The organism is Paenibacillus tengchongensis (assembly GCF_008973665.1).
Taxonomy (GTDB): domain Bacteria; phylum Bacillota; class Bacilli; order Paenibacillales; family Paenibacillaceae; genus Paenibacillus_AQ; species Paenibacillus_AQ tengchongensis.
Genome location: NZ_WACP01000002.1, coordinates 178,206 through 192,854 on the forward strand (window position 1 = coordinate 178,206; position 14,649 = coordinate 192,854).

At 52.6% G+C, this 14,649-nt stretch carries 16 protein-coding genes; 13 read left to right on the top strand and 3 right to left on the bottom strand.

The annotated features are described in order from the left end of the window. Nucleotides 1–7 precede the first annotated feature (7 nt). On the bottom strand, nt 8–640 hold the full coding sequence (hxlA, locus tag F1381_RS03715) for a 3-hexulose-6-phosphate synthase (RefSeq protein ID WP_151733475.1): 633 nt from the start codon (nt 638–640) through the stop codon (nt 8–10). Nucleotides 641–830: 190 nt separating this feature from the next. On the opposite strand from hxlA, the gene F1381_RS03720 reads away from it, so the two are divergent. The 11 genes from F1381_RS03720 to F1381_RS03765 all read left to right on the top strand — a co-directional run bounded on the left by F1381_RS03720 (nt 831) and on the right by F1381_RS03765 (nt 9,751). After that, nucleotides 831–1,199 (top strand): winged helix-turn-helix transcriptional regulator, encoded by a 369-nt coding sequence (locus F1381_RS03720; protein ID WP_151733476.1) that lies wholly within the window; start codon nt 831–833, stop codon nt 1,197–1,199. Nucleotides 1,200–1,305: 106 nt separating this feature from the next. Next, nucleotides 1,306–2,073: a hypothetical protein gene (locus F1381_RS03725; protein WP_222850415.1), complete on the top strand. Its 768-nt coding sequence runs from the start codon at nt 1,306–1,308 to the stop codon at nt 2,071–2,073. A 25-nt stretch (nt 2,074–2,098) separates the two neighbouring features. Then, a complete protein-coding gene (locus F1381_RS03730; RefSeq protein WP_151733478.1) occupies nt 2,099–2,605 on the top strand; it encodes a hypothetical protein in 507 nt (168 codons plus the stop codon). Between the two features lie 39 nt (nt 2,606–2,644). Next, complete coding sequence (locus tag F1381_RS03735) at nt 2,645–3,625, top strand: zinc-binding dehydrogenase (RefSeq protein ID WP_151733479.1); 981 nt, start codon at nt 2,645–2,647, stop codon at nt 3,623–3,625. Between the two features lie 262 nt (nt 3,626–3,887). Beyond that, nucleotides 3,888–4,625: a nitroreductase family protein gene (locus F1381_RS03740; RefSeq protein ID WP_151733480.1), complete on the top strand. Its 738-nt coding sequence runs from the start codon at nt 3,888–3,890 to the stop codon at nt 4,623–4,625. Beyond that, entirely contained in the window at nt 4,626–4,826 is a 201-nt protein-coding gene (locus tag F1381_RS03745) for a DUF4177 domain-containing protein (protein WP_151733481.1), read from the top strand. 73 nt (nt 4,827–4,899) lie between these two features. Beyond that, nucleotides 4,900–5,244 carry a GntR family transcriptional regulator gene (locus tag F1381_RS03750; protein WP_187355181.1) on the top strand — a complete coding sequence of 115 codons (345 nt, stop codon included), beginning with the start codon at nt 4,900–4,902 and terminating at the stop codon, nt 5,242–5,244. Between the two features lie 165 nt (nt 5,245–5,409). Then, nucleotides 5,410–6,327, top strand: coding sequence for a polyprenyl synthetase family protein (locus tag F1381_RS03755; protein ID WP_151733483.1), 918 nt, complete (start codon nt 5,410–5,412; stop codon nt 6,325–6,327). Nucleotides 6,328–6,529: 202 nt separating this feature from the next. Further along, nucleotides 6,530–6,706 (top strand): competence pheromone ComX, encoded by a 177-nt coding sequence (gene comX / locus F1381_RS28110; RefSeq protein WP_187355182.1) that lies wholly within the window; start codon nt 6,530–6,532, stop codon nt 6,704–6,706. Nucleotides 6,707–6,732: 26 nt separating this feature from the next. Continuing rightward, nucleotides 6,733–9,114, top strand: a complete 2,382-nt coding sequence (locus F1381_RS03760) for a sensor histidine kinase (protein ID WP_151733484.1) — start codon at nt 6,733–6,735, stop codon at nt 9,112–9,114. Next, nucleotides 9,092–9,751: a response regulator gene (locus F1381_RS03765; RefSeq protein WP_151733485.1), complete on the top strand. Its 660-nt coding sequence runs from the start codon at nt 9,092–9,094 to the stop codon at nt 9,749–9,751. The genes F1381_RS03760 and F1381_RS03765 overlap by 23 nt, the downstream gene beginning before the upstream one ends. A gap of 42 nt (nt 9,752–9,793) precedes the next feature. Here the strand turns inward: F1381_RS03765 and F1381_RS03770 are convergent, their stop codons facing one another. Beyond that, nucleotides 9,794–10,579 (bottom strand): WD40/YVTN/BNR-like repeat-containing protein, encoded by a 786-nt coding sequence (locus F1381_RS03770; RefSeq protein WP_151733486.1) that lies wholly within the window; start codon nt 10,577–10,579, stop codon nt 9,794–9,796. A gap of 19 nt (nt 10,580–10,598) precedes the next feature. Then, nucleotides 10,599–11,657 carry a hypothetical protein gene (locus tag F1381_RS03775; protein WP_187355183.1) on the bottom strand — a complete coding sequence of 353 codons (1,059 nt, stop codon included), beginning with the start codon at nt 11,655–11,657 and terminating at the stop codon, nt 10,599–10,601. Nucleotides 11,658–11,781: 124 nt separating this feature from the next. Here F1381_RS03775 and F1381_RS03780 point away from each other — a divergent pair, with 124 nt between their 5' ends. Together F1381_RS03780 and F1381_RS03785 are read left to right on the top strand one after the other, a co-directional pair. Continuing rightward, a complete protein-coding gene (locus tag F1381_RS03780; RefSeq protein WP_187355184.1) occupies nt 11,782–12,591 on the top strand; it encodes a GNAT family N-acetyltransferase in 810 nt (269 codons plus the stop codon). A gap of 391 nt (nt 12,592–12,982) precedes the next feature. Continuing rightward, nucleotides 12,983–14,614, top strand: a complete 1,632-nt coding sequence (locus tag F1381_RS03785) for a rhamnogalacturonan lyase B N-terminal domain-containing protein (RefSeq protein ID WP_151733489.1) — start codon at nt 12,983–12,985, stop codon at nt 14,612–14,614. The last annotated feature ends 35 nt before the right edge of the window (nt 14,615–14,649 follow it).

Here is a 14,649-nt window from a genome sequence, read left to right on the forward strand (position 1 = left end):
AGACATCTTAGCGTGCTCCGATCAGCCGTTTCATCTCGGCGGCGGCAGCGCGCTTGTCCGCTTGCCCTGTAATGCCGCCGCCTACGATGATCAGGTCCGGCGCTGCAGCGATGACTTCCGGCAGTGTCTCAAGCTTGATGCCGCCGGCTACTGCGGTCTTGGCATTCTTAACCACACTCTTGATGACGCGCAGCTGTTCGAAGGAGTTCTCGCCTTCCGCCTGCAGGTCATATCCGGTATGCACACAGATGTAATCAACGCCCAGGGCGTCGACTTCGCGTGTGCGCTGTTCGAGATTTTTAACATTGATCATGTCGATGAGAATCTGCTTGCCGTGCTTGCGGGCTTCTTCCACTGCGCCCTTAATGGTGGAGTCATCCGTTGCACCCAGCACGGTCACTAGATCCGCTCCCGCCTCCGAAGCCTTCATGACTTCATAGCCTCCGGCGTCCATTACCTTCAGATCGGCCAGAACCGCGAGATGCGGGAAGCTGTCTTTGATGGCTTTAACGGCATGCAGTCCCTCATTGATTACAACCGGAGTGCCAATTTCTACGATATCGATGAATTCCTGTACCTCGGCTACGACCTCTTTAGCTTCAGGAATATTGACCAGATCAAGTGCAAGCTGAAGTTTCATGATTATGATGTCCTCCTTGAGTTGGGTATATTAGTGATTCGTTCATTTCGGTGTATCCCGACTATAGTTCCACTGCCGTGCCCTAATTATAAGTACAATAGTACGCTTCTTGAAAGTAGGCACTATTTTATTATATAGTGTTGAAAAGTATACTATTGTACCGCTGTAAGGCGGAAGGGAGTGAGCCCACATGTCACGGAACGAAGAAAGAGTATTTAACTGCGAGAAAGAGCTGACCCTCTCCATCATCGGCGGCAAATGGAAAATGATCATTATGTGGCACCTCGGCAAGGAAGGCACCAAGCGCTTCAGTGAGCTGAAGGCGCTGATTCCCGATATTACACAGCGGATGCTGACCACGCAATTGCGCGAGCTGGAAGAGGACGGCATCGTCGACCGGAAGGTCTACGCCGTCGTTCCGCCCAAGGTTGAATACAGCTTGACCTCGCGCGGCCAGAGCCTGATTCCGATCCTCGACCTCATGTATGAATGGGGAAAGGAATATATGGAGGAGTCGGGACTGCAGGTAACGATCCGGAACACTTCATCGGCCCAGTAAGTGTATAGCGCAAATAGCGTCCTGCTCCGTTTGGAGACAGGGCGTTTTTCTTTTGCAGATAACAGGAAAAAGAGAGGAGTAGTCGAATAGTGAAACTGTACCCGCTTTGATTGTTTTTACAAAAATAGCAGTGGAACGGAGAATCGTGATGACCCTCTTTTATGCATTTGGGGTGATACTTATTTTAGTATTGGCTGGTGTGTATCTGCACAGGCTGAAGCGCAGGGCGTCCAACGCAAGAATGGAAGAGAATAAAAGTCAAATTGCTTCCAGCGAAGCAGCAATGACATTTGATGATATTCCGGACGTTCCGATCCCTTTTGGATATAAGAATCAATGGTTCGCTGTGAAAACCAGCGATTCCCAAGCGGTAATAAAGGACCTGAATCTAGTGAATGTGCGTGTATCCAATTGGAGAACGGGCCTTCTGGGGGCATATGCTGGCTATTACTTCATCTCTCCTCCGGTTCAGGGGTGGACATTAGTAATCAGTTTGGAAATGCCGGATTTAAATCAGAGTGAAGACCCCGGTCCTCTTACAGCCATTTTAAAATTAAGCGCCACATTTGGTGAAGCCTGCTACTTCGGTACGCATCGGGTGGTTGAATACCATGCCTGGGCTAAAGCTGTTAACGGGAACGTAGTCAGGGCGTACGGTTATTTGGGCGAAGCAGGTGAAGAGCTGATAAACGAAGGCAAGCTTAGCAGAGAAGAGATGGAGCATCACCTTATTTTTACCGGAACTGATGTTGAGGTGCCATCTCTGCCGACTGAAGAAGATGTCTTACTTATGGCCAAGTTATGGACCATAGACCCGCAGATGGAAGACGTATATGCTGAGCCTGCGACGGGATTTATCGGAACACCGCAGTGATTTTATAGGAAGGCAGGGGTAGACAATGGAGTACGTGTTCATTATGCTGCTGAATATAGCTTTTTGCGCAATCATGCCTTGGTTCCTGATCTACAGTTATGCGCAGTATAAGCTTAAGAAAAAAGGCAGAGATCCGGTATACGTATACGACCAGGCCCGCATGATTCCCCACATTGGGCTTCTTGTATTCATTGCTCTTTATGTGGCGGCTGTCACTGTGCTCTGGGTTCTCTATATCCTCGGGCTCAATGACTGGATCACCGGGCATTGGTTCTCATATGTCTATCCGCTCGTTCTGCCTATTGCCGTCAATCATAACCGGGTTGTACTGATCATCGATCATCGGGGAATCATTACAGAAAGCACAACCATTGCTATGGAGGAGATCACCGGTTACGAGCTGAAGGATTGGGGCGCAGCCGGGGGCCGTCAGAGCCTAGAGATTCAAGCGGGAGAACGGATGATGCGGGGATGGATCCGGCCGGAATCCGCACCTGCGGTCATAACCTTGCTAGAGGCGGATTGCGGGTAATACAGAGTGAGAAATCATCAGGAGGGAGCAGATGTTCAGGTGAAAGCATTGCTGTTGCAGGGCAAAGGCGAATGGAAAGAAATGCAGGTCGGGGAGGTTTCGGTTCCTTCACCAGGGCCGGGCGAGATTCTTGTGGAGGTACATGCCGCAGGGCTGAATCCGGTTGACTACAAAACAGCCACAGGAGGCAATCCGAGCTGGACCTATCCGCATATTCTCGGGCTCGACGTTGCCGGAGTGGTAGCGGAGACAGGGGAGGGGGTAACCCGGTGGAAGAACGGCGACCGCGTCCTTTATCATGGTGACCTGAAGAAGCCGGGAGGCTTTGCAGAGTATGGAATTGCGTATGCGGACAGGGTGTCGCGCATTCCGGACGGCGTAACGTTCGAGGATGCCGCAGCTCTTCCGACCGCAGGATACACGGCGTATCAGGCCTTGCACCGGAAGCTGCCGCTGGAGAGGATAGAGACCCTTCTGATTCACGGGGGAGCCGGCGGCGTGGGCGGATTCGGGGTGCAGCTCGCCAAGCTGGCCGGGAAAAAGGTGATCTCCACCGCTTCGGCCCACAATCATGAGTATGTGAGGTCACTCGGAGCCGATGAGGTCATCGACTATCGCACTGAGAATATCAATGAGCGTGTAATGGCGATTACGGGCGGACGCGGCGTCGATGCCGTGGTAGATGCGGTCAGCCGCACGAGCGCCAGCGAGTCCTTGGATCTGCTGGCCTTTATGGGCCATCTCGTCTATATCGCCGGACCGCCTGATTTTACGCGGATCAAGCCGTTCTCGAAGGTGGTCTCCTACCACGAAATTGCCTTGGGGGCAGCGCATGGGTCCGGTGACCCGCGGGCGGAGCATGACCTTGCCGTAATCGGGGATGAAATGCTGGCGCTGATGGAACAGGGCAAGCTGTCCTCCCAGCTGCAGGAAGTGATCAAGCTGGAGGACGTGCCTGAAGCTTTAATCCGCCTCTCCGAACGGCATGTCCAGGGGAAGATCGTCGCCAGAATCAAATGAGAATAGCCGCCGAGAGGCGGCTATTCTGACATATCAGAACGTTATATCGCGGTCCCCGCAAAGTACCTGAATACTCCATGCCAAAGCCCCACTTTGTGGGGTTATTTTACGTTTCCGCAAGACGTTTGTGGAATGACGTAGCCTGGTTTTCGGTGTAAAGTACCGAAACATGACTTATGATTAAGCTATACAGAATAGGTATTCGCATCCTCTTCCGTGACGAAGCTTCAAGAAGAAATAAACTGCACAGGATGTGATAATAATGCAGATCAGATTTTCCGCCTCTTACACTGAAGCTGAACCGGAGGGAGAGCGGTACACGCCTATAGATTCGGCCGGGGCTTATGCGCATCTGCAGTTTGAGCTGCTTACCCGCTCCAGGATGAAGATGCTGAAACAATTGTTCGCCCAGAAGAGCACGGAAGCCGGGCTTCCGCTCCTGGGGATGAACAGGCTTCATCAAAGGGAATTGTCCATGCACCCGTTTATTCTGAAACTGCTGGCCCAGCTTCAACAGTTCCAGGAGCCCATTAGCGGCGCTTCACCATTTCTGGAGGTTGATACCTTGAAGCAGGCGGCGGGCGGGACGGAACGGGAGGGCATTGAGCTTTATTTCCTCTCCCGCAGTGCAGCCAGCGGCGCATCCGGGCTGTTCAGCTGCAGTCCGGCAGAGATGGCCGTACAGCGCATGAAGGCAGCCGACTCCGGGATCTGGAGGACACTGTTTGGCTCCGGAGGGCCGCAGGAAACGGCTCAAGCGGCGGTATTCGTTACAGCCCCCATACAGCGTTTACGTGCGAGGCAAGGCGAGCAGGCGAACCGTCTTACATTGCTGGAGAGCGGACGGCTGACGGAGCAGTTATTGCAGTGCGCCCGTGAAATGGAGTGGAAGTGCCGGCCGGCGGCTGCTGTCAGCGGCCTTGCTGTCCGTGAACTGCTGGACATGGACGAAGCCGATGCGGCTGTGCTGTCCTGCCTGATTTTTGAGGAGGTGAACTAAGTGTATCAGTACAAGTTCGTCAAAATAGAGCTGGGTGGCTTGCTGCGCAGTCAGCCGGAGGAGGATTACCACAAAATTATCTATGAGCACGCCCGAGACGGATGGAGATTGTTTCAGCTTTTTAATCCGGGTACATACGTTTATGGTGCAGCCGATTACTTGGAATTGATATTTGAACGGACGGCCCCGGAGTATCACTGAAGCCTGAACAGTCTTGAAGAAAGGGATGCATATGCTGGAAGAATTATTAACCTCCTCAAAGATGGACGGTCCGATGGCAAAACAGCTCCGGGAGCAGCTGCGGCAGCTGATCCTGAGCGGACGGCTGCCTCATGGTCTGAAGCTGCCCTCTATACGGCAATTGGCGGGCCAGTTATCCTGCAATCAGGTGATCATCCGCCGGGTCTACCTGGAGCTGGAGCAGGAAGGCCTGATTGTTCCGCGTAGAGGCGTAGGGACCTTTGTCTGCCGTCCGCAGGAATGTACAGTCCGTGAACGGTCGGAACAGCTGTTGTACCATGCCTTTCGGGAAGCCGCGGAAATCGGCCGGAACTCGGATTTCTCGGCAGAGGAAATCCAGGCCGTTCTGCAAAAGGTGCTCGCCGGATCGCAGCGGTAGCTGTGAATATAACAGGATTTTGTTCTTAGTTTCGCAACATCCAGAAGAAGGAAATAATAATAGATTATAGAATACCCTCCTAATAGGCAATCGGCCTGACGCGCGGCAGTAAAGCTTAACCCGTGAAGCGTTGAAAGGCTGAAAACTGTAGGGGGGTTATTTGGGATGGACGGCTGTGCTGAAATGATCGAGCAGGAGATGAGGGCGGGCCTGCGGGCGTTTTTTAAGGTGCCGTACTTATTGGAGCAAGGAATGAACTGCCTGGAGGAGAAGCTGCGGGAAACGCTGCTCTTCGGCCGAATGACCGTGCTGCATTACCGGGGTTTTGGCGGAACCGGGAAGGACATTTACCGGGCGGCGGCTGCAGTCGAGCTGATGATCTTGAGCCTGGATATCATCGACGATCTTCAGGACAAGGATAACCAGAACTCTGTATGGTGCCGGCTGAGTCCCGAAATTGCGCTGAATATTGCGCTCGGGATGCTGACACTGTCCCAGCACATGCTGGTGAGCGGCAACTTTCCACTCGAAAGGGCCAACGCTGCTGCGGGGCTGATGAGTGAACAGGTGCTGGCTGCCATTAATGGCCAGACGGTGGATTTGCTCAACGATATTGAAAGTGAAGAGGCATATCTGGAGATGGTGCGGCAGAAGTCGGCCGGTCTGCTTGCCGCCGCCTGTCTCATCGGGACGCTGCTGGCCGGCGGTGAGGTCCTTGAAGAGGTCAGAGCCTATGCGGAGGAGCTGGGGATTGCGGCCCAGATGAAGAACGATATCCGCGATCTTCTGAACTGGGATAACAAGAACGATTTCTGGAACCGGAAGAAGACGCTGCCGACGCTGCACCTGCTACAGTCCATTACCGGAGAGCAGCGCTGGATCGCTGATTATTTCGAGGGTCGTCTGCAGCTTGCAGATGTAGCCCACTGCAGAGAAGAAATCGAACGGATTCTGGAACAGTCCGGCACACTGCTGTACTCTTCCGTACGGATGAGGACCCACTATTATAACTATCTGGATCTGGTAGGCAGGCTGGGCCTCGCTTCCGAGTGGAAGGAGCAGATTCTGGCGATGGCTGACTAAGGCCGGCCCAAGCCGGACACCCGCCGCAACCTGCCGCACCCTGCCGCAGTCAGCCCGCAGTCAGCCCGCAATTACCCGCCGCAATCACCCGCAAGAATGTTTGCGGTAACTATCAGTATGGTTGTCGTTTCCAGCTCTATCAACTGCTGATATAGTGAAATTAAGAGGAAGACCTCTTATAAACCGTTTGGGGGAATGTACAATGTTGAAGGAAACCGTTCAAAAGCTGATGGCAGATCCAAGTATGATGGCTCAGGTACAGACAGGAGAGATTCAACTGGATGGATTCAGCGAATCGGAGCAAAGAGCGTTTGTGGACGTGCTGAATTGCCGGGTAGGCAAAACTGAGCCCCGTATGGCTATGTATTGGAACGCATAATCCAGCAGTATTTGGAGGAAACCGGATTGTCCAGAAGAAAAATACAGGTTGCCGCTTTCACCTTCATCGTTATCCTTCTTGCCGTCTACTTAGCCCAGAACATACTGCAGAACCGGATGATCGGCACTGATGTCAAGAAGGATAGCCAGGGGCATTACACGGCAACGGATACACCTCCCGGTTACTGGGGATACGGAAAAATCCTTCCGGGAGACATAATTGAAGAGATTAATGGAAGCTCCGCCGCCGCCTTTTCTTCGATCAAGGCCTTTAACAGGATTGAAGGGGCTTCCACGATCACTTTGGTCCGCAGCTTACCCGATGGCGGACAGGAGAGAATAACGCTGGCTGTAGCCAGAGGGATTGGGACGGACAATCTGCTGCTGGAATTCATTGTCCCCTTTGGCACTCTGCTGCTCTTCGCCGGCTTCTCGCTGTTTGTATACCGGCGCAAACAATGCGACCAGGCCGCGGTGTATCTGATCCTTTTCTTCTTGTCGACAGGCTTCGCTTATTTCAGCGCCTCTTCCTCGGGAAGGGCAGATATTCTGGGCAACACATTGTTTAACGTCTCTTTTATGCTGGTGCCCGTGTTCTTCCTGCAGTTTCTTGACCGGTATTTGAAGCAGTATCAGGAAACCTTTGTTCCCGGCGCATGGTTCACTGGCTTTTACAGCATCGGTGCAATGATTGTTGCCGTCACCCTTGTCGAAATCTTTACCGGCTACAACTTGCTTTACTTTATCCCTGTGCATCCTACACTGCCTTTCTTTATCTTCATGAATCTCTATATTATCTTCAAGTTAATCCAGAAGTTTGTTGTGAAACGCCACACTCCGCTGCGGAGCTTGTTTAAGCTGACGCTGCTCGCGCATATGCTTGGATTTATGCCGTTTATTCTGCTGTTCGGTGTGCCAAGCCTGTTCGGCATTACCTTGCTGACCCCTCAGGTGGCCTCCATCTTCCTGTTGGCCATTCCTGTAGTATATCTGTATATGTTCACGACAAGGCAGCTGTTTGATGTTGATTTTGTCCTGAGCCGTTTCCTTTACCATATTATTATTGCCTTCATCCCAACTTCGCTAATTACCACCTTCGGATTTCTGATTACCCAGCACAACAACTACTCGTGGGTGAAATGGGTACAGTTATTCCTGATGGTGTATTTTATTGTAACCATACTTTTATTCACCAAGGAATATGCTGATTTCCGGTTAAGGCCAAGCTTTAACAAGAATCTGTACAGCTTTCAGGGAAGTCTGGACCGGTTCTCGACCCGGATTTCACGCGTGATGAAGCGGGCCGATCTGGAGCGGGTGCTGGAGCAGGAGATTCTCTCCATCCTGCCGGTCAGAATGGTAGCCTTCCTGGAAATTGACCGGGAAGCGGGCTTTACGGGGAGCCGGAAGCGGCATTCCGGTGAGGTGCCTGTGCCTGTCATGTCTGCTCTGCGCGGGGCTGTCCATAAGCTGGCCGTCGGAGAGCTTGTGAGCGTTCCTTCCGGACTTTGTATCGCCATGGGCCAGAAAGGCTCTACCTTCCACGTCCTGTGGCTGGCGGATAAAGAGAACCGGACCAAATATAATCTGGACGAGCTTGGCTGGCTGAAGACGCTGGCCAATTACAGCGCTATTGTCTATGAGAATCTCTATTTAATCGAGAATTTGATCGAAGATCTGGAGCAGGAATTCCAGAAGCAAAAAGGGGCCTCTCCCTGGGTGATGCGGCTGATCTTTAATCTCTCCGAGACGGAGCGGCGCCGCCTGGCTTCCGACCTGCACGATTCGGCCCTGCAGGACCAGCTGATCTGGTACCGCAAGCTGGAGACGGTTATGCTTGACCATACGATTGAGCCGGATCTGTACCGTGAGCTGGAGAGCGTCCGGGAAGGGCTGCTCGATGTCATCCACCAGATCCGCGAGACCTGCAATGAGATGAGGCCGCCGCTGCTGAAGGAGATGGGCATAGTGGAAGCGCTGGGACAGCTGTTCGAGCAGGCGCAGATCCGCTCGAATTATGTGATTGATTTTCAGACAAGCCATCATATTACGGGTTTAAGCGATGAGCAGACCCTGGCGCTGTTCCGTATCGTGCAGGAGCTGCTACGCAACGCCAGCAAGCATGCCAAAGCCACGGTGGTAGAAATCGGGCTGGAACAACAGCGGGACTCAATCCGCCTGGTGTATAAGGATAACGGTGTCGGTATGGAACTGCATGAGCTGAATGATTCCTATCAGCATATGGGACTGTCCGGCATTAAGGAGAGGGTGCGCAGCCTGGAGGGCGATATCGCCTTCCAATCGGCAGTGGGCGAAGGACTTGAGGTCTGCATCACGCTGCCGCTGGAGTCACCAAGTACGACGATAGAGGGTAGGGATGATTGGAATGATAAAAATCTTGCTGGTTGATGACCATCCTTCCGTTGGCGAAGGAACGAAGAATATGATTGAGCAGGATCCGGAGATGAAGGTCACGGTCATTCTTTCGCCGATGGAGGCGCTGGAGATCGTTAAGACGGAAGACTTCGACGTGATGCTGTTTGACCTGAACATGCCGGCGATCAGCGGCCTGGAGCTGACCAAACGGATGATTACCCTCCAGCCCGAAAGCCGGGTACTCATCTATACCGGGTATGAGATCAGTCCGAACTTCAATCTGCTGATCGACTCCGGCGTATCCGGCTTCGTGAGCAAGACCGTCACGCGCGAGCATCTCCTTAATGCCATCCGCTGTGCGCTCCGCGGGGAGGCGATCCTGCCGGTCTCCTTGCTGCGGCAGCTGCGGCGCCGGGATATCCGGATCAATGAATCGCGGGAAGAGAAGGCGCTGGAGGAAGTGTCGATTAATGAACGTGAGCAGGAGATTCTGCAGGAGGTATCGAACGGAAGCAGCAATAAGGACATCGCTTCCAGGCTGCTGATGAGCCAGCGTACTGTGGAGTATAACCTGACGCGTATCTTTGAGAAGCTGGGCGTCCGTTCCCGGGCGGAGGCGGTAGTAGAGGCCCGGCGGCTGAAGCTGATACATTCTCATGATTTTATATAGAAGAGGCTGGGGCAGCCTCTTTTTTGCTGTTATCTACTTGGCTTATGAGGAAGGGAAACTATTCCCCCCGTCATATACCTGCTTTGTGCCGCCGATCTCGATCTCCCAGGAACTATTGCCGCGCTCACTGTGCACCGTCCATTTCAGCTCCTTCCACGTTCCGGACGGCTTGCTGCTTATGGCTTCCCAGTTGTCGCCGTCATCGTCTGTGAGCCAGAATATTGTGTCTTCCTCAGCGATGTCCTTCGGCTGCAATATTCCGTAATGTGTTTCAGGGAAGAATACGGGCATTTCTACTGAATAAAGCGACTCCGGCGTGTCTTCCAGCTTGACCAGCGACCAGCTTTCACCGCCGTTGTCCGAACGGAATAAACCGCTGTAACCGCCCCGCGGAGTATTGACCGTCATCCATCCCCTGCTGGATGAGGTGAACAGCATTTCGGATACTGCCTCGCTGGGCAGACTGCCCGAAGCGGAATCGGCAAGTCTCCGCCAGGTCACTCCGCCGTCGTCCGTCTTAAATAAGGCATTATCCGCGCTGAACATTCCCAGTCCTGCCACCTCCATCCTCCAGCCTTCGTTAGAATTAAGCGAGTAATGCAGATAGCTAGCAGATTGCGGACTGGATTCGGCAGGGACGGCTGCCAAGCTTTGTGCCCCTGGAGACGGTGACGGAACGGCCGGCACAGCCGGTGCCGGCGAGGCTGTCAAGACAGCGGGTTCCGTCTCACGGATACCGCCCGCAGCTTCCTGGCGGCTGCAGCCTGAACTAAGATCCGCTACAGCTATGATGAATAAACTCAGCAATAATCTCAGTAATAATTTCATTCCCATTGTCCTCGCTGGCTTAGTTTATTTTAACTTTACTTACCTGAAGCTCCTCCCCTTCAGCCTGTGTCAGAAAATAAACCGTTCCGGTTGTCCGGTCAAAGCCAAGGAACCGGGCTCCCTTAGCCACTCCGGTCAGATCTGCGGCGATTGCCTTTTGGCCGTTTGCCGGGAACAGGCTCCACTGTTCCGTTGCCAGATCCTGCACGAATACAGTATCTCCGGCGAGCTGGGTATTCCAGCCTCCAAGCTCTGCTCCACCGTCAACCCGCGTGAATACCCGCTGATGATCAGCAAGCTTCTTGCCGGTGCTTAAGCTAAACAGGGAGTAGAAGGACTGGGCTGCGCCCGGATCAGGCTGTGTGGCATTGGGAGGCATAATTTCCTCGTAGGAATAGGAGTTCCATACGTGTAATTGGCCCAGGCTGTTAATTTGCAGCTGCTGGTCGATTTCCAGCATAGGAGCTTTTGTGACTGATTTGCTGTAAAGATTGACGATATGCACAAAGAAATCCTCGGCCATAATCCGCTGTCCCTCATATTTAATTGCCAGATAGGGGTAGGCAGAGAAATCCCAATCTACTATGTTTACGAATTCATACGATGATTTGGGTTTAATTTCAGCATCATATTTGACGACAGGTTTGCCTGTATTGCTGTACAGGGTGAACTGATTTCCCTCCTGCACCATGATTCGTTCGTTCACTTTTGCAGCCGGGGCGGCCCATTTGACCTTGCCTCCAGTTGGAGCATGAATTGGATACCTGGTTGTGCCAAGCTCCTGCCCGTCCGCATTATAGACATGCTTCTCAAGTGTATTCCCGGTGCCGGCAGTCAACAGGATTACCTTACCCGGATTGGTCAGCGTCTGCACATCCAGCGCTTGCCCTTGTCCTAACTGCTTTATGGCGCCATCCCTGCTGAGATCGATGAGAAATACTCCCTTAGCTGACGCGGCAACGCTTGTGGTGCTATCTATCGGATAGAAGGGTCCCATGTCGTTAAGCAGAGCAGCAGCGGCATGATTGGAAGCGGCCAATGAAGCTCCGGGTCCGGCTCCGATGTTTATTGCCAGCAATATAAGAACAATAAAAATATAATTTATTTTTTTCATCCTCTCACCACTTCCTTTTTTTTACACTATAATTAGACGGGAAGAGTAGGAAATAGTTACGTTGATCGGCCAAAAAAGGAGAATGCGCATGAAACCACTGCAATACGTCGCCCGAATCGAACAAATCGAGATCGAACTGACTCAATTAAATGCATCGCGTTCACTTGTGGAGGTGCCCCGGCAACTTGAGGTTCAGAGACTGGGGCAGTGCATTCTGCTGCGCGATCCCGGTGATCCGGCGCCCGGCTATTATAACCGGGTTAAGGGTCTGGGACCGGCTGATCTGCACCGTCTGGACGAAGTGCTGGCATGTTATCCGCATACCTCGCCTCTCCTCGATCTCACTCCGGATCAGATGAAGGAGGAGGTGGCTGCCGAGCTGAGCCGCAGAGGTTTCATCCCTGTAGAGCAGCTGGTATTTATGCAGACGAAGCCGGTGTTCCTGGCGGAATTGACAGAGGTTACGGCGGAGCCCCGGGTTACGGTTGAGCGCGTTCACGCGGGAAACGCCGGGGAGTATGTCCGCTGGATTGCGGATTCGATGGGCGGCAAGGTGCTCAGTCCGGAGATGGTGGAGCGGTCCAGGGATTATTTTTACCGGCCGGATTTTCTTAATTATATGATCTCTATAGACGGACAGCCGGCCGCGATGGGGTCATTGTTCGTATGCGGGCAGGAGGGCTATATCACCAATGATTACACGTTTGCCGCATTCCGGGGCAGAGGCCTTCAGACGGCGCTGCTGAACCATAGGCTGCGCGATGCGGCTGAACGGGGGCTGACCAATGTGTACACCGATGTGGTGTTTGGTTCCGTTAGTCATGCGAATATGGAGAAGGCCGGTTTTAGAACAGCGTTCCTGAATACGTTCTGGATGAAACCTGAAAAAGTGATTTAGAATGTAAAGCTTAACCTTGCCCGCTCTAGTGGTCTTAGGACTGTAGAGGGGGCTTTTTGTATAACCGTGGATTTAAGTGGGGTAAATCTGAATTTTTTTAAAAAACTTTGAATTTAAAGGCTGAAAAATGTTGCCTAAAAGTGTAATTATATGGTATCTTACAGATGGAAATGCTAGCTTTCAGCAATGCCTAAATCCCTTAAGAAGGGAGGATAATTAAAGAATAGTTATACTTATTTCCTCGCGTTCCATATACGCCTGCCTCACTGAAATTCTGCTCCCGAGTATTAATATCTCCCCCAAGACGTTGTTTTATTTTAAAAAGAACTAAACAATACTTTAGCTTTGAGCACTTTGTAAGCGCATTCAAAATAATAGGGAGGGCTTATCTGTGAAATTACGCTTAGTCCGTAAAGCATTTGGTATATTCATGGCAGTTGCCTTATTTGCCGCCGCGATTCTGATTCCTGCACCCAAGAGTTATGCGGCAACGATTTACGTAACGGATAACGGGACTTCGCTTGTGGTGAACACAGGCGCAGGGCTTGTCTACACGGTGAATAAAGACAACGGCGATATCACTTCCTGCAAGCTGAACGGTACCGAACTGAGCAGCTCGGGCGGAAAAGGCTCACATATCGCCTCAGGCCTAGGCTCTGCGGCCAATGTCACCTGGAGCACATCGCCGTCGGGATCAACGCTGCTCATTACAGTATCCACCGATACGCTGACCCATTATTATTCCTCGCGCGGCGGGGAGAACACGATTTACATGGCGACCTATGTGACTGCTGAGCCTTCTGTAGGGGAATTGCGGTATATATTCCGCGGCAACGGCAATGTGCTGACAGGTGTCCCGGCGGGCTCCAGCAACCGCGGCTCGACCGGGGCGATTGAGAGTTCGGATGTGTACGGCTATGCCAATGGTTATACCACTTCGAAATACTATGGCAACGATCAGGCAAAGGATCTGACGGTTCGCGGAGTCACAGGCAGCGGCGTCGGCGTATTCATGGCTTACGGCAACCGCGAGAAAAGCTCAGGAGGACCTTTTTTTCGTGACATTCAGTTCCAAAGCGGCGGCGATACCGAAGTTTACAATTATATGAACTCCGGACATGCCCAGACCGAGAATTGGCGGATGGGCCTGCATGGACCGTATGCGCTTATCTTTACCACAGGCGGGACGCCCTCCGTGCCGGATTTCAGCTGGATGTCGGGTCTGAATTTACAGGGCTGGGTATCCAGCCGGGGTAATGTGGTGCTGAACGGGCTGTCCGGTATGGATACGGCCTACACATACACCGTTGGTTTTGCGAATAGCACCGCCCAGTATTGGACATCCACTACCTCCAGCGGTTCGGCAGTCAAGCAAGGAATGATTCCGGGGAGCTATACCATGACGGTATATAAAGGTGAACTGGCCGTGTATACCGAGAGTGTGACGGTGAACGCAGGAGCGACAACGACGCTGAATACCCGGACGATTACAGGAGATCCGTCCGCCGCTTCCGCCATTTGGCGCATCGGTAATTGGGACGGTACCCCCCGGGAGCTGCTGAACGGGCAGACGATTCAGGTCCGGCATCCTTCTGACAGCCGCAATCCAAGCTGGGGACCGGTGACGTATGCGGTAGGCAGTGCAACCAACAAATTCCCGGCGGTGCAGTTCCGGGCGCAGAATTCCCCGACGACGGTCACCTTCAACTTGAATTCCACACAGGCTGCATCTGCCCGCGTTCTTAAGATCGGCATTACAGCAGCCTATAATAACGGACGCCCCAGTGTAACTATAAATGGCCATGCACTGAGCAATCCTAGCGCCTCGTCGCAGCCGGATTCACGCAGCTTCACCATCGGTACTTACCGGGGTAACAATACTACATTCTCCTGGAGCATCCCTTCTTCCTATCTGATATCGGGTGCCAATACCTTGTCTATAACACCGATCAGCGGCTCCAGTGATCTGGGCCCATGGCTGAGCGCCGGATGGGTTTATGACTGCGTTGAACTGTTAAATTAAACCGGATTATTAATGATATGATGCCGGATTAACAA

Excerpts from the sequence above, each read along its gene's own strand:
- hxlA (WP_151733475.1), bottom strand. The coding sequence starts at position 640 with ATGAAACTTCAGCTTGCACTTGATCTGGTCAATATTCCTGAAGCTAAA.
- F1381_RS03720 (WP_151733476.1), top strand. The coding sequence starts at position 831 with ATGTCACGGAACGAAGAAAGAGTATTTAACTGCGAGAAAGAGCTGACC.
- F1381_RS03730 (WP_151733478.1), top strand. The coding sequence starts at position 2,099 with ATGGAGTACGTGTTCATTATGCTGCTGAATATAGCTTTTTGCGCAATC.
- F1381_RS03740 (WP_151733480.1), top strand. The coding sequence starts at position 3,888 with ATGCAGATCAGATTTTCCGCCTCTTACACTGAAGCTGAACCGGAGGGA.
- F1381_RS03750 (WP_187355181.1), top strand. The coding sequence starts at position 4,900 with ATGGCAAAACAGCTCCGGGAGCAGCTGCGGCAGCTGATCCTGAGCGGA.
- F1381_RS03755 (WP_151733483.1), top strand. The coding sequence starts at position 5,410 with ATGGACGGCTGTGCTGAAATGATCGAGCAGGAGATGAGGGCGGGCCTG.
- comX (WP_187355182.1), top strand. The coding sequence starts at position 6,530 with ATGTTGAAGGAAACCGTTCAAAAGCTGATGGCAGATCCAAGTATGATG.
- F1381_RS03765 (WP_151733485.1), top strand. The coding sequence starts at position 9,092 with ATGATAAAAATCTTGCTGGTTGATGACCATCCTTCCGTTGGCGAAGGA.
- F1381_RS03770 (WP_151733486.1), bottom strand. The coding sequence starts at position 10,579 with ATGAAATTATTACTGAGATTATTGCTGAGTTTATTCATCATAGCTGTA.
- F1381_RS03780 (WP_187355184.1), top strand. The coding sequence starts at position 11,782 with ATGAAACCACTGCAATACGTCGCCCGAATCGAACAAATCGAGATCGAA.